Annotated in this window: 19 protein-coding genes; 5 read left to right on the forward strand and 14 right to left on the reverse strand. The window is 38.5% G+C overall.

Annotated features, from left to right (window positions below; all coding sequences use genetic code 11):
- Nucleotides 1-721: 721 nt before the first annotated feature.
- On the forward strand, nt 722-1042 hold the full coding sequence (locus tag IEV57_RS00985) for a four-helix bundle copper-binding protein (protein WP_188438705.1): 321 nt from the start codon (nt 722-724) through the stop codon (nt 1040-1042).
- Nucleotides 1043-1449: 407 nt separating this feature from the next.
- Nucleotides 1450-2691: a CHRD domain-containing protein gene (locus tag IEV57_RS00990; protein ID WP_229744191.1), complete on the forward strand. Its 1242-nt coding sequence runs from the start codon at nt 1450-1452 to the stop codon at nt 2689-2691.
- Between the two features lie 109 nt (nt 2692-2800).
- On the opposite strand, the gene IEV57_RS00995 is transcribed toward IEV57_RS00990, so the two are convergent.
- Nucleotides 2801-3040: a hypothetical protein gene (locus IEV57_RS00995; RefSeq protein WP_188438708.1), complete on the reverse strand. Its 240-nt coding sequence runs from the start codon at nt 3038-3040 to the stop codon at nt 2801-2803.
- A gap of 91 nt (nt 3041-3131) precedes the next feature.
- On the opposite strand from IEV57_RS00995, the gene IEV57_RS01000 reads away from it, so the two are divergent.
- A complete protein-coding gene (locus IEV57_RS01000; protein ID WP_188438710.1) occupies nt 3132-3251 on the forward strand; it encodes a helix-turn-helix domain-containing protein in 120 nt (39 codons plus the stop codon).
- A gap of 76 nt (nt 3252-3327) precedes the next feature.
- Here the strand turns inward: IEV57_RS01000 and IEV57_RS01005 are convergent, their stop codons facing one another.
- The 7 genes from IEV57_RS01005 to IEV57_RS01035 all read right to left on the reverse strand — a co-directional run bounded on the left by IEV57_RS01005 (nt 3328) and on the right by IEV57_RS01035 (nt 11315).
- Nucleotides 3328-3621, reverse strand: a complete 294-nt coding sequence (locus IEV57_RS01005) for an STAS-like domain-containing protein (protein WP_188438713.1) — start codon at nt 3619-3621, stop codon at nt 3328-3330.
- A 31-nt stretch (nt 3622-3652) separates the two neighbouring features.
- Nucleotides 3653-4603: an ATP-binding protein gene (locus IEV57_RS01010; RefSeq protein ID WP_188438716.1), complete on the reverse strand. Its 951-nt coding sequence runs from the start codon at nt 4601-4603 to the stop codon at nt 3653-3655.
- 11 nt (nt 4604-4614) lie between these two features.
- Nucleotides 4615-6897 carry a DUF2357 domain-containing protein gene (locus IEV57_RS01015; RefSeq protein WP_188438718.1) on the reverse strand — a complete coding sequence of 761 codons (2283 nt, stop codon included), beginning with the start codon at nt 6895-6897 and terminating at the stop codon, nt 4615-4617.
- 3 nt (nt 6898-6900) lie between these two features.
- Nucleotides 6901-8502, reverse strand: coding sequence for an MrcB family domain-containing protein (locus IEV57_RS01020; RefSeq protein WP_188438720.1), 1602 nt, complete (start codon nt 8500-8502; stop codon nt 6901-6903).
- 299 nt (nt 8503-8801) lie between these two features.
- On the reverse strand, nt 8802-9068 hold the full coding sequence (locus tag IEV57_RS01025) for a hypothetical protein (protein ID WP_188438722.1): 267 nt from the start codon (nt 9066-9068) through the stop codon (nt 8802-8804).
- A gap of 6 nt (nt 9069-9074) precedes the next feature.
- Nucleotides 9075-9938 (reverse strand): hypothetical protein, encoded by an 864-nt coding sequence (locus IEV57_RS01030; RefSeq protein ID WP_188438723.1) that lies wholly within the window; start codon nt 9936-9938, stop codon nt 9075-9077.
- Nucleotides 9939-10952: 1014 nt separating this feature from the next.
- Nucleotides 10953-11315, reverse strand: coding sequence for a cupin domain-containing protein (locus IEV57_RS01035; protein ID WP_188438726.1), 363 nt, complete (start codon nt 11313-11315; stop codon nt 10953-10955).
- Nucleotides 11316-11570: 255 nt separating this feature from the next.
- On the opposite strand from IEV57_RS01035, the gene IEV57_RS01040 reads away from it, so the two are divergent.
- The gene (locus IEV57_RS01040) at nt 11571-11975 is read left to right on the forward strand and encodes a hypothetical protein (protein ID WP_188438728.1); all 405 of its coding nucleotides are present in this window, start codon (nt 11571-11573) and stop codon (nt 11973-11975) included.
- A 29-nt stretch (nt 11976-12004) separates the two neighbouring features.
- Nucleotides 12005-12499 carry a hypothetical protein gene (locus tag IEV57_RS01045; RefSeq protein WP_188438730.1) on the forward strand — a complete coding sequence of 165 codons (495 nt, stop codon included), beginning with the start codon at nt 12005-12007 and terminating at the stop codon, nt 12497-12499.
- 356 nt (nt 12500-12855) lie between these two features.
- On the opposite strand, the gene IEV57_RS01050 is transcribed toward IEV57_RS01045, so the two are convergent.
- The 6 genes from IEV57_RS01050 to IEV57_RS01075 all read right to left on the reverse strand — a co-directional run bounded on the left by IEV57_RS01050 (nt 12856) and on the right by IEV57_RS01075 (nt 20835).
- On the reverse strand, nt 12856-13515 hold the full coding sequence (locus IEV57_RS01050; RefSeq protein WP_188438732.1) for an ATP-binding cassette domain-containing protein: 660 nt from the start codon (nt 13513-13515) through the stop codon (nt 12856-12858).
- The gene (locus IEV57_RS01055; RefSeq protein ID WP_188438735.1) at nt 13512-13862 is read right to left on the reverse strand and encodes a hypothetical protein; all 351 of its coding nucleotides are present in this window, start codon (nt 13860-13862) and stop codon (nt 13512-13514) included. Before IEV57_RS01055 ends, IEV57_RS01050 begins: the two co-directional genes overlap by 4 nt.
- A 964-nt stretch (nt 13863-14826) precedes the next feature.
- Nucleotides 14827-15579 (reverse strand): LytR/AlgR family response regulator transcription factor, encoded by a 753-nt coding sequence (locus tag IEV57_RS01060; protein ID WP_188438737.1) that lies wholly within the window; start codon nt 15577-15579, stop codon nt 14827-14829.
- Complete coding sequence (locus IEV57_RS01065; RefSeq protein ID WP_188438739.1) at nt 15569-16558, reverse strand: sensor histidine kinase; 990 nt, start codon at nt 16556-16558, stop codon at nt 15569-15571. The genes IEV57_RS01060 and IEV57_RS01065 overlap by 11 nt, the downstream gene beginning before the upstream one ends.
- A gap of 97 nt (nt 16559-16655) precedes the next feature.
- Nucleotides 16656-17408 carry a hypothetical protein gene (locus tag IEV57_RS01070; RefSeq protein ID WP_188438741.1) on the reverse strand — a complete coding sequence of 251 codons (753 nt, stop codon included), beginning with the start codon at nt 17406-17408 and terminating at the stop codon, nt 16656-16658.
- 313 nt (nt 17409-17721) lie between these two features.
- On the reverse strand, nt 17722-20835 hold the full coding sequence (locus IEV57_RS01075; protein WP_188438743.1) for a VPS10 domain-containing protein: 3114 nt from the start codon (nt 20833-20835) through the stop codon (nt 17722-17724).
- Between the last annotated feature and the right edge of the window lie 447 nt (nt 20836-21282).

Raw genomic sequence — 21282 nt, forward strand, 5'->3', positions numbered from 1 at the left:
CCCCCAAATCTAAAATCTAAAATGCACTGTGTCCATCCGTGTTTATCCGTGGTAAAATAAAAATCCGCATACAATCCCAAAATCAAAACTCTGCGCAACTCTGTGACTCCTCTGTGAATCTCCGTGCAACCCAAAAACCTGCTCTCCTTTAGCAGTCAACCAATAACTAATTCAACTAATCCCCCAAATCTGAATTCTAAAATCTAAAATGCACTGTGTTCATCCGTGTCCATCCGTGGTAAAAAAAATCCACGTACAATCCCCAAATCAAATAACTCAGTGCAACTCCGTGACTCCTCTGTGAATCTCCGTGCAACCCAAAAACCTGCTCTCCTTAAACAGTCAACCAATTAACTAATTCAACTAATCCCCCAATCCTCCCACCTTATTTACTTCAAATAAAAACCAAGAATTCTTGGCTGAAAATACCTCTAATTGGACATTTCAATCTGTTTAGAGTAAGAGATATACAATCTCAAAAATTAGATTTCAAAAACCTCCCTATGGCTAGGTAATTGCACATTTTTTTAAATAAAATATGTATACCCGCTCTCTTGCCAGTAGCCACTTAAATAATGAACACACTTTATTCGTCTTTGCTGTGGACTGTCGGCCGAGGACGGTGGACAATTATCCGCTTGGACTATAAGTGATAAATATTAATGCTGGTGTTAATGCGGATAATTGTAAATTAAATTTCTAACCTTAACCAACAACTATTATGAAACGCAAAGAATTAATGATCAAACTTCAGGAATGTGCAAACGCTTGTTTCCATTGTGCTGATGCCTGCCTTCAGGAAGAAAACGTAAGCCATATGCGAGACTGTATTCAAACAGATCAAGTTTGTGGGACAATATGCCTGTCGACGAGCAAAATTTTAGCAGGAAGCTTTGAAGATGTCAATGACCTCATAAAATACTGCGCTAAAATATGTGGAAGCTGCGCAGAAGAATGTGGAAATCATGCACACGATCATTGTCAAGCTTGCGCAAAAGCTTGTCAAGAATGTAGAGAAGCTTGTTTATCTTATTTAAACTAATCAGTTCAAAAGTGACTGCAAACTATCTTCTGATATGTTTATCCGCTTTTACACCAGTAGCCATTGATAATATTGTCTGATTCGACTTCAATCAACTGTTGTCACTTGTGCGCCGTGGCGTAGTTGACGCTTGTGCGCCCAGTCGAAAATTATTCACACTATCATAAGCGAAGTATTTATACACTGATGTCATTGGGGATAAGCATATTTTAATTTTTGATCTATCAGGCAATCCAACTTGCTCTGCTTCATCGTATTTGAATTCAAGCAAACAAAAACAAAAGCCTAGCAATGTTGTTAGGTTTTCACATTATCAAAATTCATCGTGGAATCGACCTTAAGAATTTAAAATTTCAATTTTTAACAAAAAGGAAATTTTCACGAGAACATGAAAAAATTATAAACACATGAAAAAAACATTATTTATCAATCGAATCAAACAAGTAGCAATGCTATTTGCTGTGGCCCTAACTTTTGCGGCCTGTAATGATGACGAGAACCCTGCTATTGATCCGGACGGAATATTTTCTGGCCAAACCAAAACTTATGAATTAGCCGCTGTAGGTAATTCAGGCATTAGTGGTACCGCATTGTTGGAGGAAACTTCTATCGGAAACACCAAATTGACTATCACGCTAGAAGGAACCCCAGACGGTGGTCAGCATCCTGCACACATTCATTTTAATTCTGCCGCTACAGGTGGTGGAATCGCTGTTTCTTTAACTCCAGTAAATGGAACTACAGGAATCAGTGAAACAACATTCTCCATGCAAGATGATGGAACTCCATTAAAGTATAGTGATGTATTAGCTTTCGATGGTTACATCAATGTGCATTTGAGCGCCACTGAACTTGCAACTGTAGTTGCTCAAGGTGATATCGGATCAAATGAATTGACTGGAACTTCAAAAACATATACACTGAATGAATCAGCTGTCCCTGGAATCTCTGGAGAAATAACTTTCCAAGAAAGAGTGAATGGTTTTGCTTTAGCAACCATCTCTTTGGACGGAACACCTGATGATGGAATGCATCCTGCACATATCCATGCTAACTCTGCAGCAATAGGCGGTGGAATTCTATTTACTTTCAATCCAGTAAACGGTACAACAGGTATGAGTAAGACTGATACCCGTGCAGGTACAATGGATGGCGAAGAAGGTTATACATATGATGAAATCTTAGAAGTAGATGGTTATGTAAACGTACATTTGAGTGCAGAAGCTTTAGCAACTATCGTAGCGCAAGGCGATATCGGATCAAATGAATTAACGGCTACAGCAAGAACATATCCTTTGAACGAAACAGCAGTTGCTGGAATCTCAGGTAACATCACATTCCAAGAGAGAGTAAATGGATTTGCATTAGCAACCATTACTTTGACAGGTACTCCAGCAGATGGCATGCATCCTGCACACATTCACGCAAATAGTGCTGCTGAAGGTGGACCAATCTTATATACATTCAATCCAGTAGTAGGTGCTACAGGAACTAGTGTAAGTGATACGAGACAAGGAATGATGGGAACAGATACTCCTTACACGTATGCTCAAATCTTAACTGTTGACGGTTATGTAAATGTCCACCTAAGTGCCACAAATCTAGGTACAATAGTAGGCCAAGGTAACATAGGCGCTAACTTTCAATAATTAAAATTCAGCATTTCTAAGCTAAATTAGAAGGCTTCAAGCACCCACAGAAAATCTTCCAAAAGATAGTCTGTGGGTGTTTTTTTTGGGGGGAGAGTATTTTGACAAATTAAAATTGATTGGTTAAAAATTCATCCAACTCATTTTCTGTTTCAAAAGCAATTTTTGGTTCTATACCCAATTCAAAGAACTGCAACAACCCAATTAAGCTATCAAAATATCTGAAATGGTTTCCTTCATAATTGTAAACATAAACTTGTTTGCTTTCCTTGAAACTTTGTATTTCCAAGATTTCAATCGTTCTTGAAGGAAAAAGATATTCGGTGGAGACGGAGATGGTTTTATTCATTTGAAATAAGTTTGAACCAAATATACAACTAAATAGCATTTTGTAGACTATAGTCCGTGGTACAATAGGCCACAATTTTTCAGATTGCAGGATGGATATTAAAGAAAAATTTGGAAATAGACTCAAAACCCTCAGAAAAGAAAAAGGCCTGTCCCAAGAGGAAGTGGCCTTAAAGTCTGGGCTCAATCGCCCCTATATCTCTGGTATATAGCAAGGCAAAAGGAATGTGTCTTTAGAAGTAATGGAGAAGTTAGCGGAGGTGTTGGGATTGTGGAATTGGTGAGATTTTAGGCAGTTTCCAACTGCAATAATCTTTCCTTTAAAGCAAATGCAATGGTTCTCTTTACCAAAATATTGGCATCTTTAAAAGTAGTCTTGCTTTTCAACTCTTCAATTTTCATAGAGAGTAAAAGTTTACCAAAACACTCGTCTGCAAAACTATGTGATATAAACTCTACGCCAGAAAAATCAAACACTACAAAATCTTCAAATACTAAAGCTTGCTCAATATCCTTCCTCACGGTTTCACCAAGAAACCTTGTGCCAAGATGAGTTCCAAAATGTGAGAATTTGATTGTCATATAGTTATTAACCCAAAAATTGAACCTAAAGTTACCAAAGCTGATCGAAATCACCAAAAAACTCCTCTTTATATTCTTGAAACATATCAAGTTGATCAGAATTTTCACCAAATATCTCTATATAATTTACAGGAATATTTGTGTTAATTCTTAGAAATGTAAAGGTGCCTTGCCAATAGGGTACTTGATGTAATTCAAAATTATTAAGTTGATAATTACCTGAATGAACAATAAAGTCTCCTTGATTTTTCTTCATCATTTCTGCTGTAGCCCATAATCCAAAGCCCATTCCTTCGCTGTTTGTTACTCCTTTATCAACACTTCTTAAGACCGCTTCTCCTTCAGTTAAGTCTTTAAATTTTGACTTAGGGTGTTTTGTCAGTGCTGAATATATTCCTTGACCTGTATCGGCTATTATTATCCTTACTTCGTGATTTCTGGGAAAGAACTGTGCACAAGAAAACCCTGATCCTGCCCCATATTTAAATTCTTCGGAAGAATGATTTAAAGTATTATCAAGAACCTCATAAAGACAAAAATTAAGAACAGTAAGCATATCTTCATTTACACCATTAACGAGCAATATTTTCATAATTGAATCGAACACTTGCCTTATGTTGTCTTTATCAAAAAAAGTTATCTCTGTAAATCGACCAGATGGATCTTTTCTTGGAAACTTTTCATATAAATTTAATCCAAGTAGCCTGAAAAAATTAACTCTACTTGCATATTGAGCCTGCGGAGAATCCAATGAGAAATCTTCAATTAAACCATTAACTTTTATATTCTTGGATTTCAAACACTTTATGCTTGAAATTAGAAGCAATAGAAAATCTGAATATAAAAACTTTTCTCTCCCTAAATTCACTCTTAATCTAATCGAAGATCCTGAGGGTATATTAAAAAGAGAAGTAATTTGATTAACAAAACTAGCATGATCCGAGATTTCATTAAAGTCGATTAAATGATTTCGTTCCTTCATCCTTATTAAACTTAATTCTTGATCAATTCAGCCAAGGTAGTAGTAAATGGAAAAGCAGAAGCATTCCCTCTCTTGTAATTTTTCAAACTCCTAAAATTCCAATTCTTTCCCTTAAATTCTTCATCGGTAACTTGCACCAAATCTACAACCAAATAAAACTCACTGTTTGGTAGTGGGTATTTAAGTTTCAACAAATCAGCCTTCGAATAAACTTTGGGCCCCTTACTGACGATCTTCCAAAGCATTGAAGACTCTTGATCTCCTTTTGTGTGAAGTAATAAGTATTTTGAGCTTACAGTTTGAAAATCCAAAGAAAGTGAGCCATTCCCTGTGCCAGTCCTGAAGTTGTATTTTTTCTCTTTATTGATCCATTCCAAATGTTCCCGGGATTTGTAATAACCTACCAAAACAAATGTATCATCAGGAATCAAAGTTCTATTTATCCCATAAGGTTCAGGAAGAGATTCGTCTATCCGATCTTCGCCTTTTGGAATTTTTTTGTAAACCTCGTATGATTTCAAAGCGATTTTTTCCCTTTGGGATGCCCTATTAATGAAGTGGTCTATTACCTTTTTTATAAAGACTTCCAGCTCTTTCGTCCCATCGTCTTTTTTGGATGGCCGAACCGGAAAAGCTCCTAAACCCGGTATAATTTCATGAAATCCCTTTCTTTCAATGGGGACTGTTCCTGGATACAGGACATAGGCTCCCCCTGTTCTGCGAATAGCATCTTTATAAGCATGCATTTTCAGGAGATCGGCATTTTTATAGATCCCTTTTCTATTGGCTGTTTTTTCTTCGTCCAATCCTTCTTCCTGATCTGTAATCTGAAAAATGTTATCAACCTTATACTTGGCATCAAAGTGTATATGAACAATTACTTCTTCAAGCTCTGCCTGAGTTTCACTTATTCCAGATGGCCATACGGAAAGGGTGTAGTCTGGACGTAGTGTGGTGGTCCAACTACCTGATTTAGGGTATTCGTTTTTTCCTTGAAATGACCGATTGTAGTTAAACTGAACGTGAAACTTACGATTTCCAGAGTTGAAAATCCCTATTAGTGCGGTGAATTTACCCTGTTTCAGATTGACATTCAATCCTTCATCCTTGATTGAAATCAATTGTTGCAATTCATTAGGTTCGACCTGAAAAAGGTGCTGAAGGATTTCCAGCAACTTAAAGAACAACCAGTATTCATAAAGCGTGGCAATATCCTTTTTACCTCCCTCATATACATCTTCCCCTCCTTTCCATATCAGTTTGGCTGCTAAATCAAACATTAGCCATACTCTCAAAACCTCTCGGTACCCCTCTTTTCTTTGTAGAACCGGACTGTTTAATTTCAAAAGGTGGGGAGCAGAAATCTCATTAAAAATGGTATGATATAAATGGTTTTCTAGTTCACTTACCAATTGTTCTGATTCTTTGGATAGTTGACTCTGTCTGTTTAGTTTTTTAGCCTTAGCATTTATTTCTACACTAAACTTTAAAAAGGTCTCCAAGGCATACTTGATAAAACGATTTTCTGGGGTATCCACTGAATCCACCTTTCGAGAAGAAAGAATTTTGGAAGGAACAGAATTCAAACCATACGTGACTAAAGGATGAGAAGAGGGAATCTTAATACGGTTTTTGCCTTTGACGAGCTCAACAACTGCACTTCTGGAAAAGCGCCGCACATTCCGTACATCCTTTAGTTCTGTTTCTTCCTCCCACTTCGTGTTGGGGAAGGAAACGATTCGATGCACTGCCTCATGAAATTCCGAAGTTCCAATGATGGATTTTAGAAAAATAAATCGCTGATAAAGTACATTTTCTGAAATGTCTTTTTCAAAATTAGGTTCGAAATTCTGATAAACAGGGGAATTTATCTGTAGAAGAAGATCGGTACACTTCTCCGTGATGAATTCCAGCATATCGCGGTAATCATCCCGATAGCCTGTTTTTTTGGATTGTACTTCAAGTGGGATTTTTTTGATGGGGTCTTCAACTCCTTCTTTCTTTAAACTTAGATAAAGAGTCCCTACAAAAATATTTGGAGCAATAATCCCAGTGTAGGGGCGTTTTTGTGATGGCTGAATGATACGGACATTTCCAGAAGCTAATGAATATTTTGAATTGTTTAAATCATATTCATAAAAACTACCTTCTACAAGTTGAAACCTGGCTTCGTTATTTTCTATGCTTTTCTGATCCTCATCAAAAAGCGTCCCTGCCTGTTTTTCAAGGATTTCCAAAACCAATCCTTTTTCAACATCAGACAGGTCAATCAATATGTTGGAAACAGCAGCCATAGGTTATGCTTCTGCAAAACTAGCAAACCCGTTTTCTATGGCCGCCTTATGCATGCGAGAGAGCTTTTCATAAGAAATGGGATATTTGATATTCTCTGTATCAACTCCGAAAACCATGATATCAATAGATGCATTCTCTTTCTCTGGTTTGATAGACTCCTTCAAGCAAAGATTGGCCAAGGTGGTCAGGACAGGCGCAAGCTTTCTTCTGGAACCATGTAGCTTGGGAAGTAATTTCTGGATAATGGCAATATCCAGTTTGGTATCTGGACTTAAGTCTGGATCAATCTTACCCAAGCGGTCGATAAGTTTGAGTATTTCGGTGGCTGATCGATAACCGAACTCGGCACCTGCTTTTTTTAGTTCGACAAAGAACTTGGTTAACTCGGTCTTGACTCTGTCCATTCCCTCAGATGGAACAGATTTATCCAAGGCCATTTCCAAAAAGCTCTTTGCCATTCCCGCTCCTTTGGATTTGAGGTTTTCCATTTGGACTTCCCTGATTTGGTCCAAGAAGGAGCTCATCTCCTGTGGTGTAATTCGGAACTCGATGGTATTTGCTCTATCCAGAACTTTAGGGCTAAACATGTGTGTTGTTTCATCAATATTGACCGTACCGATGATAAATAGGTTTTTGGGTATTCGGATTTTGGGAGGGACATCACTGATCGGTTGAATTCCGCTATGGAGAGATATCGTTCCTTCAGATTCCATGGTACTAAGGAAGTCAGCAAAATACCGCTCCACATGACTCAGATTCATCTCATCCAAAATCAAAAAATATGGTAAATCAGGGTTATTAGTTGCTTCAATCAAAAGATCCAAAACTCCAGAGTCTGGTTTGATATATTCATTCAGATCCAAGGCATTGGGGTAGCCCAAAATTGGTTCACGATTGGTCCAGTCTGCTCCTACGGGAATAATTTTATACTGATTCGAATCAGTCGATATCCACTCAACAAAGGATTGGGCAAGTTTGGTTTTACCAGAACCTGAAAGGCCAGTTAAAATTAAAAAGGGTTTTGCCATCAATGATGCGCAAAATCTTTCAACCATTAATTGATTAAAATAAAATCCTGATAAAGCTACTGACCTAACTAAGTCTAAAAAATCAAAACCTGTTATTTCAAAAGCCGTTTCTTTGAAAGATTCCAGATCCGCTTTTTTATACTCCTCAATTAAATACTCAATATCTTTTTGTAATTCATTCCAATCCAAACCATCTTTCAAATCATATGCTGAATGAACAAAAGAATCACCATACCTATCTACCCTTAACTTTTTCTCTTGAAAAAAATCAACAATTTTCTTTGGAGGACTTTTAAACTCCCACTGTGAACTTGGCTTAACTGTTTCACTTACTCCATAAGCCAAAATGAGTATATTGTAATCTTTGTATAGAAGATATACAGGATATATTCCATTAGCTGTTGATTGACCCTCAGCCAAAAATGAAACCCAAGGTATTCTAGCCAATCCTCCTTGTCCAAAGCTCACTTTAACATTTAGCCCCTTAAAATCTTTCTTATAATGCTTAGTTTTTAAGTTTGAAGTTTGCGCTTGCTCTAAGAATGGACCTAAAATATCTTTAATTACTTCTGCCATAAAATCTTATTTTGCACAAAATACAAAGAATTTTCTTTTACTATTTTGAAATAACAACCTAAATCTATTTCGATTAGTCATTTTAACTTTTTGGAGATTTTCACGTCATCATGAAATTGATCAATAAACGGAGTTCTAAACGCATATGTGATGGGAATACACTAAAAAGACAGGATTGAATTTCTTATTTCAAAATATCATGACCTATTATCTGAATTTTTTATTGAGGGATCTTTTAAATTGATCTTTGATAAAATAATAGTTATTAGAAATCAATCTTGATTGTGAAAGTATATAATTCATCCATTCCCCAAATAATCCCAGACAAAATCTCCCAAGCTTTCCCATTCCGGATCGTATTTCATCACAATTCGAGATGTCAGCCGATCTACAAATGCATAAATGGCAGCTTCTTCCGATAAGTTTTCCAAAAATCGTAAGTTGAGATTGGATTCGTCAAAACCCCCAAGGATGATCCCTATTTCCCATTTAAAACTATCAGCATACGATTCTCCAGGCTTATCCAAGTAAGCTTTCAGGCAGGTGATTTTTTCTTGCTTATTCAAACTCAACTACTTCCTCCCTTCCGGCGCCTTAATCTTAAATAACTTATCGAGCAGGGGTGTTTTTTGGACAGATACGATGTCCTTGATAATGACTCCTTCTTTTTCAAGCGCTACCAAACCAAAATAATTCATAAACCGCTCAAAGGTTCTAATCGAATAACAACTTGCAGCATACTTCTCCACGGTAGTGTAACCCGGATTTAATCCATCGAGCAAAGCGGGAAAAGCTTTCAAATATTTCTCCGCATAAAAAACGTCAGACCTTGGCTTTCCTCCGTACTTGGACAACAAAATCAAAGTAAATCCAAAACCCAAAGGACCAATTGGCTGATTTTCATATCCATCAAAATAACCCCAATTGAACTTGTTTCTAAAAGTATCGAACAGGAGTTTGAATAACTCAAAATCATCTTTCAATACCTTCTGACCATTTTTTGTAAGCGATAATTTTCCCAATCGCTTCTTGGCAATCCCCGTCAACTCAATCAAAATTCTCGTCAAATGAATGGAATCAGAATCTGTCTCCTTATAGAGCTTGTAATGGCCCTCATCAATAAAATCATCTTTGATAAACCCTTGTGCATAAAGCTCAGCTACAAACTTTGTTGGCAAAAATCCCTTTGCGGTGAGTTTTAAGGAACCCGCCTTTTCAATGATACTGCACAAGTATTTGACCTGCTGAAGCATAGGAATCTGATCATAATCCTCAGAACTCAGCTTTTGTAATTGAATAGGACTATTTATACCAAATGTATCATGGAAAACAATGTTCATTTCATAAGGTGAGTACCCCTCAAATTCAGGAAGAGAACGCTTGTTTTGTTCTTCCATTAATTTGCCTATCTGCCGATTCAGTTCTTCTAAGTCCATTACACTGCTATTTTTTCAGATAATAAATATACAACCCAATTAACAAGGAACAAGACGAAATTACTCCTTAGCTATATCCAATATTTACAGTCGAAACCTTATAAACCACTTATCTTAAACTTACCCTTAATTGGACTTCTAAGCATAGATAATGTGATATCCATCCGTATCTTCTCCGTATCATCTCCATATCTACTCCGTATCAAACCCATATCAAACATATATCCTACTCGATTCCTAGCTATTCAAACCTCAGAAAAAATCCATACAAATCTCGCAAAAGACCACACCATACTAAGCTGTAAAGCTGATTTCAACCCTTTTCCAAAAAGGCTTACATAAAGCAAATCCAATTCCCCCAAATCAAAAAACCTACTATCTCTAAAAAGTAATCATTTCAACCAAACCCCATAAAACTACCACACCCCCAAATCTAAATTCTACCCTCTAAAATCTAAAATTCACCATGTTCATCCGTGGTAAAATAAAAATCTGTGAAATCTGTGGAATCCGCGTGAAACTCAAATCAAAAAAACTCCGTGCACCTCCGTGACTCCTCTGTGAATCTCCGTGCAACCCAAAAAACCTACTCTCTCTAAAAACTAATCAATTCAACCAAACCCCATAAAACTACCACACCCCCAAATCTGAATTCTACCCTCTAAAATCTAAAATTCACCGTGTTCATCCGTGCTAAAAATAAAAATCTGTGAAATCTGTGCACTTGCCTCCCGTTAGCCATGTCCCGCAGAATTGCGGGGGGAGGATCCGCGTGAGACTCAAATCAAAAAAACTCCGTGCACCTCCGTGACTCCTCTGTGAATCTCCGTGCAACCCAAAAAACCTACTATCTCTAAAAACTAATCAATTCAACCAAACCCCATAAAACTACCACACCCCCAAATCTGAATTCTAAAATCTAAAATCTAAAATTCACCGTGTTCACCCGTGTTCATCTGTGGTAAAATAAAAATCCGTGAACTTACCTCACTTTAGGGAGGATCCGCGTGAGACTCAAATCCACTTCAACTCCTCCACAGTCTGTGCAACTTTAATATCTCCCGTATGTTGGGTTGATTTGGGTTCGATAAGCATCACCCGAACCTCTTCATTATGCGTCCAAGGGCGGTGCTCTACACCTTTGGGGACAATCAGGATTTCTCCAGGTTTGGTCGCAATCGTCTTCCCATCTCTGAAATCCATCATCAAAGTACCACTAATCACCACAAACATCTCATCTTCCTCCTGATGACTGTGCCACACCAAATCACCTTTTAGCTTGGCAAGTTTGACATAATTGTCATTCAGTTCACCGATGATATGTGGATGCCAGTAACCTGCTATTTTGGAATACTTTTCTTCAAGATTGATTTTCATAGCATACAAGGTAAAGGCTATGCTTTAAATTTCAAACAGGAAAAATTTAAAAGACAGAAAGCCACTGATAAAGCCCAAAAACACAGTTTTTGATTTGATTAAATCTGAATTCTACCCTCTAAAATCTAATATCCACCAGTGGTAAAAACTCTTCGCTTCGCGTGCTTTTAAAACCAATTTGCAAAAAAATCATTAGTTTGTGGGACACTTTGATATGATTATCCGTCTTGAAAAAGTAACCAAAATTCAATTTTTATGAAAAAGTTAATCTTAGCCTTCTCAGTTCTCTTGTTATTGGCGTCTTGTGCAGAAGATGACTCCATTCCACAATCTGGAGAATTTCCTCTTGGTGCATGGACAGTAAGCAATTATCTAGGAAATACGCTAACCTTGGAAAGGAAAACCAATTTGCCTCCTGATACCTATGGCTTTATTTTTAGAAAAAATGGCAACTTGGTCAATCGAGCGAACGCAGGCTGGTGCGGTACACCTCCAATTACAACTTCTGACTTTAATGGAAATTGGTCAATATCTAATCAGATTATCAATGTAGAGTTGAGAACTTGGTCGGGAAGAAGCATTCAAGGTTGGAAAGTTCTTTCCGCTAATCAGCAAACGGTTCAAGTAGAAATCGTTTCAGATGAATATATCAATGATTGAAAATTACCTTTTAAACTAACGCTAATCAAATGAGAAAGCTATACTTATTGCTCTTACTACCAGTTTTTGTATTTTCTTGCATAGAAGATGACGAAGATCTAAACCGAGAAAGAATTCGAGGATCTTGGGTCAACGAGACCGAGTACGAAAATCAAACCTTAGAATCAACTTTTATATTTCAGCCCAATGGTACTTTTGAAAACATATCTAAAAGGATACAGGGGAATGGAGACTTTCAAACTGGAATATTGTCAGTTTCAACAGGGAATTACTCCTTTGAAGATGGTGAGCTTATTCTAAGAACCAATACAATATCTAATGCCGAAGAATGGGAAAACCCTCCTGCCACTAGCGAAGAACTTATTGAGAGTGATAATGTGAGTTCTATTCCTGATAAAGCCGAGATTTCATTCGAAGAAAATAACAGCGTAATGATTCTATTATTTTACCAGTGCAACGATACTCATACAGGTGGATTTTCCAATTGCGCACCACCAACTCCAATGCGTTATGATAAGATATAAGCCTAAAACTGGACATCCATCATAAAAAATCCTCTGAGCTTCACCGCACAACTCTGTGGCAAATATTTTTGCCGCAGAGATTCACAATGGAACGCAAAGAAAAAAACCGAGTCCATCCGTGTTCATCCGTGGTAAATTTCCTCGCTTACCTCCTTCAGGGACAATGAAAACCTTTCCCAATCCCGAAGGGATTACATGTTTATAGAAACAAAAAATGATAAATTAACCCAACGACCCTGAAAGGCGTCGAATTTTCAATTTACTTATTTAACTAATCCCCAATAACCAAATCCATCTGCATTCATCCGTGGTAAAATCACTTCCCCGCTCCCCGTACAATTAAATCTATGGCAAACCTATCTAAGCCTGATATACCCATTATCATGAAGATCTTGAGCGGATTCAATTAGAAAACTTCTTCCATTGTTGATCATGTACACTTGATCAGAGACCTCCATGATATGCTCGTAAAGATGATCAGATATCAAGATCCCTTTATTTTGTTTTTCCTCCACAATTAGCCTTTTGATAGTCTCCACATGCAAAGGCATGATATGGGAAAAAGGCTCATCCAAGAGCACAAACTTACTCTCTGACATCAAAATGATATACAGTTCTAAAATTCGCTGCCAACCCCCTGAAAGTTGATTAACTTTGAGCTTTGGAAAGGCATCAAATTCAGGGAAATTTTCGAGAAGCCTATCTTTCTCTAAACCAAAATCATCCAATACGCTCGTCAATGAAAGATGCTTTGGAATAAAATGCTGCTGAGGCAAGTAGCGCATGTCTTTAGAATCTCGAAAACTCCCCAATAGACTTTGATTGTCAATTCTCACAGACCTATCTTCTGTCAGCGGCTCCCCGAACATAATCCGCATCAGAGACGATTTCCCACATCCATTTCTTCCTAGAAGACCCGTCACACTACCTGATTCACATTTCAGATAGATGTTCTGCAACACACGATTCTGCCCAAAACTCAGCATGACACCATCCACTTCTAAAGTATGCTTCATAAAAACTTTAGGATCAAAAAGTAACCAAATAAAAACAAGAAAATATCAAAACCCATGGTAAATGACCAAAGCTGTCTTCTATTGAAACCCAAATTTTGAAAGTAGTAAAACTGTTTACTCATATCATCTTGGAGGAAAAAGATAATGCCAACAGAAGTTAATAATTTCAACCAAAACAATGGGGCAAAAGCTGCATTTCCAGAAGTCCAGATGATCCCCCAACTCACAACGGTTAGCGTAAGACTAGCCGCAGAAAAAGCCCGATAAAAGGTCTTTAGAATTCTTACTTTTTTAAGTAGTGTGGATTGGTTTGATTTCAATTTATTGAGAGTTACTGCTTCATACATTTTAAATTTAAAGATTAAGTTTTTAAATCCAACTAAAACGAGGCTGCTTTACCTCCATTTGCTTAAAACAGTGCCATTCTAATTTTAATATTCGACTCCGACTAGGCGTAGTTTGAAACTACGCCTTGATATCTTTTTACCGATCTAAATAAATTTCTCCCGCGAATAAACACAAAAGACACGGCTATTTGAATTGCCTTTTACATGTGAAAGAATTCCTCTGCGAACTTGCCTCCCGTTAGCCGTGTCCCGCAGAATTGCAGAGGGAGGATCCACGTGCAATTCCCAAATCAAAAAATAAACTCCGTGCACCTCCGTGACTCCTCTGCGAAACTCTGTGCAACCCAAAAAACCCATTATCTCTAAAAAGTAATCATTTCAACCAAACCCCATAAAACTACCACACCCCCAAATCTGAATTCTACAATTTAAAATCTAAAATCCAACGAGTCCATCAGTATTCACCCGTGTTCATCTGTGGTAAAAAAATCCGAGCACTTGCCTCCCTCTGCGAACTTGCCTCCCTTTAGCCGTGTCCCGCAGAAATGCAGGGGGAGGATCCACGTGCAATTCCCTAATCAAAAAACTCAGTGCACCTCCGTGACTCCTCTGCGAAACTCTGTGCAACCCAAAAAACTACCACCCCCAAATCTGAATTCTACAATCTAAAGTCTAAAATTCACCATGTTCATCCGTGGTAAAAATAAAATCTGTGAAATCTGTGGAATCTGTGCACTTGCCTCCCTCTTGGGAGGTTTACCTCACTTTAGGGAGGATCCGCGTGAGACTCAAATCAAAAAATAAACTCCGTGCTCCTCCGTGACTCCTCTGCGAAACTCTGTGCAACCCAAAAATCTAAAATTTACCCTCTACAATCTAAAATCCACTGCGTTCATACGTGGTAAAATCACTTTGCAGCCTTTGCTTCTCAGCGGCCTTTGCGAGATTCCCCTCTTTTCCTATCTCACTGCTCCACCCACTCTCGGAATGCAGCCGTACTAGATTGACTCGTCACTAGCTTTTTGTCAGAACCTACAAGCTGAATAGCCAAATTGTTTTTCCCATAGCGCTCCATTCTTTCTATGGCAACTTGATGAACCAACTCAGCCCTGTTGATCCTAAAGAACTTCGTCGGATCTAAAACTTCCTCTATTTCCTTCAAAGTAGCAACAGGCATCAGATGGCTTTTCCCCTGCAAATCTATGGCTTTGACAATCCCATCCTGAGCTTGGAAAAAAGAGACATTACTTACCTCCAAAAAGTAACTTCCCTTTGCTGTATTGATAATAAATCTACTTTTGAAACTGTCTGAATCTACAGATTTTGATGGAGTTTGCGAGGTTTTTGGTGCAGCTTGCGCAAAAAGCAAAAATTTCTTCCAGGCTTTTTCAAATCGCTCAAAAGTAAATGGTTTTAACAAGTAATCAATCCCATTGCTTTCAAAAGCATCCATCATGTAATCGCCATAGGCAGTAGTGAAAATGATGGGTGATTTTAAAGCGATCTCCTGATAAATATCAAAGGCATTTCCATCCTGCAAGGCAATGTCAGAGATTATTAAATCTGCTTTTCCTCCTTCTTCAAAGAAAACAATGGCTTCCTCCACCGTACTGCATTCGGCCAAAACTACCGTCTCCGATTCTAGCTGCTCCAGATAGCGCTTCAACTTCCTTCTCGCCGGAAGCTCATCTTCTATAATCAATATCTCAATGCGCATCTTTAAATATCAAGGGGAGTCGAACCACAAACTTATCTTCACTTTTCTCTACAAGCACTTCAGCGGAACCAAAGAGTTGAAACTGGGACTTCAAATTTAGCAATGCCCTGCCTCCGTTCTTTTTCGAATTTTTCTTGGGTTTGAGTGAATTGATGATAGAAAGTGACTTTTCTTCAAAACACAATTCAATCAATACAGGATCTTTTTCTGTTCCTAGATTATGCTCGATGGCATTTTCTATCAGCAACTGTAAACTCAATGCGGGCAAAAGAGCTCCTTTCGAAATCACACTACCAACTTTCAAAATATAGGCATCCCCATATTTCTGCTGCATCAATCGGAAATAGCGCTGTGCAAATTCCAACTCTTCTTCTAAACTTACGAGTTGCTTATCCGAAGACTGAAGCACATAGCGGTAGATATCTGAGAAATCATGCAAAAATGCTGAGGCTTGTTTCTGATCTTCTTCAATCAATTGATCTAGCACATTCAGGTTATTGAAGAGAAAGTGAGGATCCAATTGTGCCTTGAGCTTAGACAATTGACTTTCAATCTGAGCCTTTTCAAGCTCGGAAATTTTCTTTTTGTCTTCTTGATTTTTGTGAAAGTAATAGTGCGCCAAGAAGAATCCACCATAGACGAATACATCAACCACATATTTGATGTTTGAGCTTGCCAAGGAGTTAAAATTGAAATTCCGCGCTACAGTATTGAAAGCAAGTGAGATCAAAAAGGACAGGATATTATTACCAATCACATAAACAACAAGGGAAATAGTGAATACCGAAAGCGCATGGCTAAGTGTCAGCTTCTCTTCAAACCTTCGGATCACCAAGCCAATGATGACAAACAAAAGCATGGCATTGATCAGCTGACCTATGGCTGCGTCTGGAGTAAATAAAAACCAACGGAAGGATTTACTAAAGAAGAACCTGATCTGTATGGATTCCAAATAGGCGAAAATGACTATAAAAGCCAAAAAGTATTTGCTTAAATAAAGGGATTGGAAAAACTTCTTCATCGCTGGAAACTAAAGTGTAAAAATAGCCCTTTCTTCCAAAAGGGCTATAAATTGATCAATTTGTTTCTGCTGCAGGAGGGAAGGAGTAGAGCACTTCTCCTTTTTCATTGAAGAAATCCAGTTTGGCCTGATTCGCTTGATCCACGTAAAACATGGCACGCGGCATGCCCTGATCATCGAATAGGAACAACCCATTGTTCTGACTCCCCGACTTGCCCAACATCACTCGTGGCGCTCCACCAATCAATTCTTGTTCCTGATATTCTTGCATTTTGGCCCTTGCTGCAGCTGGATCTGTCTTTCTCAAAGCCTGCAGTTCCTCCATAATTTCCTTTGTCTTTTGTTGTGACTCTTTCGCAGGTCGATCCATAAAGACCAAATTGCTACTCACTCTTCTCTTGTCGCCAGATTTGCTGTCTGTTGTCAGCAATTGCATCACCTGATCACCATCATATTGATCAAAAGTAAGTGATAAACCTGAACTGTGTCCATTCTCTGTCAAAGCACCATCATAGATAAAACCTCCACACTCGATTCCATCTTCATTGAAGAAAAGCATTCCTGAACGTTTCTTTCTATCTGCATTGGTAGGTCGATCGTTGATTTTAGTGTCCCCATTTGGGAATTTATCCACATTAGTGATGACCATCTTGACCGTGCCATCGGGTTCCACGATGTTTATTCTCTGTACATCGATTTCTTCAAAATGATGGTTACCATTATTTTTAAAGGCAACTGAAGCAAGTAAAATCATACCACCAGCCATCGCTAGTGAGAAAGTTCTGAGCAATACCAATTCTCTTTTCATATTTTTTTAAGGGTTTGTTTTTAATGTTTGATGATTCAAAAGTATCCTACAGGACACCAAACACCTCCCACAAAAAAATGAACCAAGGAAAAAATCAAATGAGCGAGGCTTTTTACGATTTAAATCAAACGGTATCCATCAGGAAATTCATTTATTAAAAACCGACTTCTTACTCCGCTTCCTATTTCCACTGATATTTTAATTCAAAAAAATAACCCTTCTCGTCAAAGCGAGAAGGGTTTCTAATTATAGATTGTTGGTTATGCCAGAACCTTTCTAAAATCAGGACATACCAGGTTCTTATAAATTCATATCAATAAAGTACTCCGAATCCTGCTGCTTTTACTTGATTATTGAATTCAGGGATTGACTTATTCAGAATATCTTCCCCTCTAGCTTTCAATAGCAGCCATTGTTCATGCAACTCAGCATAGCGCTTTTTGCTTCCTGCGTTCACTTTAGGAATACTGCTTTCTGTTTGATTGATCAAGAATAAATAATTCGCAGTAAACTTATTCGGGAAATTCTCCACATCATCATACGCTTTGGATTTGCGTTGAACCATATCTTCATCCCAAGTTTGCATCAGCTGAAGAAGGTTCTCTCCGTTCTGATGAAGGTCTTTTTGCTTTTCATCTTTTGAAATACCCGTCAAAAAGGCTTGCAGTTTTAACTGTAGACCCATTAGCTGATTCACCATTTCATGCATTTCGGTAAGTTCGCCTTCCATTGTTTCCATCAACTGATCGTATTCAGACCACTGAGAATCTGTTATAGAGATAAGCGGGCTAGGAAGAATCTTGGCCATTGTCACACTCTGCTGACCTCCTACATTCAATTCCAATTGATAGTCTCCCGGTGCCACTCTTCTACCTCTAAAAGACCCTTCTATGTAGGCTGTCGGTATTCCCGGCATACCAGTATATCTCATATCCCAAACAAACCTGTTCACGCCTTTCTTTTTAGAAAGTGTTGGTGCTGTCGATGGACCACCATCATAAGATTTAAATTCGGGATCGGCTTCGGATGTGAGGGTTCTGATAAGCTTACCCTCGCTATTTTTGATCGTCAAGGTGATTTCTTTTTCTGAATCAAAATCATCAGGCAAATGATAGTAAAATACTACACCATTGGCTGGGTTCACACCTGTCAAAATTCCCTTACCGTCAGCGCTGTTACTGTTCATCGCAGAACTCCAGTTACCATAAATTATCGGATTAGGAGTGTAAGCATGCAAGGAGGTCACACTAGGTTTTAATTCTCTGACCAAATTAAGGTCATCCAATATCCAATAAGACCTACCCGAAGTCGCCACAATCAAATCATCATGGGCAATTTTCAAATCTGTAATAGGGGTAACTGGAAGGTTGAGCTGAAAAGATTTCCAACTCACTCCTCCATCTCTCGATAAGTAAATCCCCGTTTCGGTTCCTGCATAAAGCAAGTCTTTGACTTTTGGATCTTCTCTGACTACCCTTGTGAAAGCGCCATAGGGAATTCCTTTGCTTATATTGACCCAAGATTTTCCATAATCAGAAGTCTTCCAAATCGCTGGAGTATAATCATTGAATTTGTATCGCGTGGTTGCGATGTAGGCTGTACCAGGTTGATGCGGAGAGAGTTCAATGGCATTGATAAGCGTTTCAGGCATCCCTTTGGGCGTTACATTTATCCAACTTTGGCCACCATCTCTTGTTAAGTGAACCAGACCATCATCTGACCCAGTCCACAAAACTCTTTTTTCATGTGGGCTTTCGACCAAATACGCAATGGTTCCATAGTTTTCTGCCCCTACAGCCTCATTGGTAAATGGACCTCCACCTTTTCCTTGTTTTTCCTTTTCATTTTTGGTCAAATCTGGACTGATAACCTCCCAAGAATTTCCCATATCCTGTGTTTTCAACACATATTGAGCGGCATGATAATAAGTATTTGGCTCATGCTGTGACCAAATGATGGGAGCACTCCAGTTGAACCTGTATTTCATATCAGAAGCGTCTCTACCTAGATACTGAATTGGCTCAATCATAATATTAGTGGAACCTTTAGATTGGACATCCAAAACTTCAATGGTACCTAGGTAACTACCGCCTAATACATAGCGCGGATCATCAGGATCAAAGGCAAGAAAAGCGGACTCTCCTCCTGCGCTGGCACTCCAGTTCTCTTGGTCAATCCCGCCTTTTCCCAAGGCCAAGCTGCTGATCGATAAGGAAGAATTGTCCTGCTGTCCCCCATAAATTTTATAAGGAAATTGGTTGTCAGTATTGATTCGGTACATTTGAGCTGTTGGCATATTATCCTGCCTAGACCAAGTGTTTCCACCATTAAAGGAAATTGCAGCACCACCATCATCAGCAATAACAAGGTTTTTGGGATTCTTAGGATTGATCCACAAATCATGGTAATCCCCATGTGCACGTGGCATGACTTCCCATGATTTACCCCCATCTATAGACTTAAGCGCAGGTGCACTCAGCACATAGATCTGATTTTCATTTTGAGGATCTATAAATAGCTCTATATAATACCAAGCTCTCTGAACCAAGCGATGATCACTGCTGACTTTGGACCAAGAAGCACCGGCATTGTCAGAGACAAAGAGTCCGCCCATTTCTTTATCTGAATCACTTTCTACCAAGGCATATACTTTTTCAGAGTTTGATGGAGCTACTGCAATGGCCATCTTACCCATCTCCTCTGGAAGCCCTTTTTGAAGTTTTTCCCAAGTCATCCCTCCATCTGTAGATTTATACAATCCACTGCCTTCTCCACCACTGATCACTTTCCAAGGCAACCTTTGATGCTCCCACATGGCTGCATAAAGTACCTCTGGAAAATTACTATCCATAGACAATTCAGAGGCTCCCGTTTTTTCATCCACAAAAAGAATCTTTTCCCAAGTTTCTCCACCATTAGTAGTTTTATAAATTCCCCTTTCTGGATTTGGAGCATGTAAGGCTCCCTGAGCGGCAACATATACAATGTCTGGATTTTCTGGATGAATAATGATTCTGGAAATGTGCTGGGTTTTTTCCAAACCCATTTTCTTCCAAGTCTTTCCTGCATCAATTGATTTGTACACTCCATCACCATAAGAAGTCATCACACCCCTAGGCGCATGTTCTCCCATTCCTACATAGACAATTCTAGATTGGGTTGGCGAAACTGCAATAGCACCCACAGAGCCAGTTTCAAAAAATCCATCTGATATATTCTCCCAGAGTTGGCCAGCATCGGAAGTCTTCCAAACACCTCCACCTGTAGTTCCCATATAATAGGTCAATGGATCATCTATCACGCCTGAGGCTGAAACAGACCTTCCTCCTCGAAAAGGACCAATATTTCGGTATTTCAATGGGAGCGTTTCTTGTGCAAAAAGATTTAAGCTGATCAGACAGAGACAAAGATGGAATATTTTCTTCATGGTGGTGTTTTAAATATAATCCATCAAATTAGTGCTTTGTCGCAAAACAAACAAATACAATTTTGATCGCATGTATCGGGTATTGGAATTCCATCAATCGGTTTTTCGAGATTTGCATTCCCACTCCCATAAACATCAATTTGTAGAACTACCCCACCTAATCCCTAATTAACTATTAACTAAATCCACTAAACACTCATTTTTTCATCCCTCTAAATTTCTCCTTCTCCCATGCTTTCAGGAACTCAAATACATCCTCGTTGTTACTTTCTTTAAATATTGATGAATATGTGTATCCGCTTTTATACCAGCAGCCATTTATAATATTGTTTGAAGTTCATTTCAATCAAGCTGTCGACCGCTGACCGTCGGCATCAGCTATAATTCAGATTTTAAACTTAGTTACTGGCATAATTTCGGATAACCATATTCCTATTTAAACTATCT

The organism is Belliella aquatica (assembly GCF_014637795.1).
Classification (GTDB): Bacteria; Bacteroidota; Bacteroidia; order Cytophagales; family Cyclobacteriaceae; genus Belliella; species Belliella aquatica.

What these genes read in the sequence shown, in the direction of transcription:
- IEV57_RS00985 (WP_188438705.1), top strand. Translation starts at nt 722, where the DNA reads ATGAAACGCAAAGAATTAATGATCAAACTTCAGGAATGTGCAAACGCT.
- IEV57_RS00990 (WP_229744191.1), top strand. Translation starts at nt 1,450, where the DNA reads ATGAAAAAAACATTATTTATCAATCGAATCAAACAAGTAGCAATGCTA.
- IEV57_RS00995 (WP_188438708.1), bottom strand. Translation starts at nt 3,040, where the DNA reads ATGAATAAAACCATCTCCGTCTCCACCGAATATCTTTTTCCTTCAAGA.
- IEV57_RS01000 (WP_188438710.1), top strand. Translation starts at nt 3,132, where the DNA reads ATGGATATTAAAGAAAAATTTGGAAATAGACTCAAAACCCTCAGAAAA.
- IEV57_RS01005 (WP_188438713.1), bottom strand. Translation starts at nt 3,621, where the DNA reads ATGACAATCAAATTCTCACATTTTGGAACTCATCTTGGCACAAGGTTT.
- IEV57_RS01010 (WP_188438716.1), bottom strand. Translation starts at nt 4,603, where the DNA reads ATGAAGGAACGAAATCATTTAATCGACTTTAATGAAATCTCGGATCAT.
- IEV57_RS01015 (WP_188438718.1), bottom strand. Translation starts at nt 6,897, where the DNA reads ATGGCTGCTGTTTCCAACATATTGATTGACCTGTCTGATGTTGAAAAA.
- IEV57_RS01020 (WP_188438720.1), bottom strand. Translation starts at nt 8,502, where the DNA reads ATGGCAGAAGTAATTAAAGATATTTTAGGTCCATTCTTAGAGCAAGCG.
- IEV57_RS01030 (WP_188438723.1), bottom strand. Translation starts at nt 9,938, where the DNA reads ATGGACTTAGAAGAACTGAATCGGCAGATAGGCAAATTAATGGAAGAA.
- IEV57_RS01035 (WP_188438726.1), bottom strand. Translation starts at nt 11,315, where the DNA reads ATGAAAATCAATCTTGAAGAAAAGTATTCCAAAATAGCAGGTTACTGG.
- IEV57_RS01040 (WP_188438728.1), top strand. Translation starts at nt 11,571, where the DNA reads ATGAAAAAGTTAATCTTAGCCTTCTCAGTTCTCTTGTTATTGGCGTCT.
- IEV57_RS01045 (WP_188438730.1), top strand. Translation starts at nt 12,005, where the DNA reads ATGAGAAAGCTATACTTATTGCTCTTACTACCAGTTTTTGTATTTTCT.
- IEV57_RS01050 (WP_188438732.1), bottom strand. Translation starts at nt 13,515, where the DNA reads ATGAAGCATACTTTAGAAGTGGATGGTGTCATGCTGAGTTTTGGGCAG.
- IEV57_RS01055 (WP_188438735.1), bottom strand. Translation starts at nt 13,862, where the DNA reads ATGTATGAAGCAGTAACTCTCAATAAATTGAAATCAAACCAATCCACA.
- IEV57_RS01060 (WP_188438737.1), bottom strand. Translation starts at nt 15,579, where the DNA reads ATGCGCATTGAGATATTGATTATAGAAGATGAGCTTCCGGCGAGAAGG.
- IEV57_RS01070 (WP_188438741.1), bottom strand. Translation starts at nt 17,408, where the DNA reads ATGAAAAGAGAATTGGTATTGCTCAGAACTTTCTCACTAGCGATGGCT.
- IEV57_RS01075 (WP_188438743.1), bottom strand. Translation starts at nt 20,835, where the DNA reads ATGAAGAAAATATTCCATCTTTGTCTCTGTCTGATCAGCTTAAATCTT.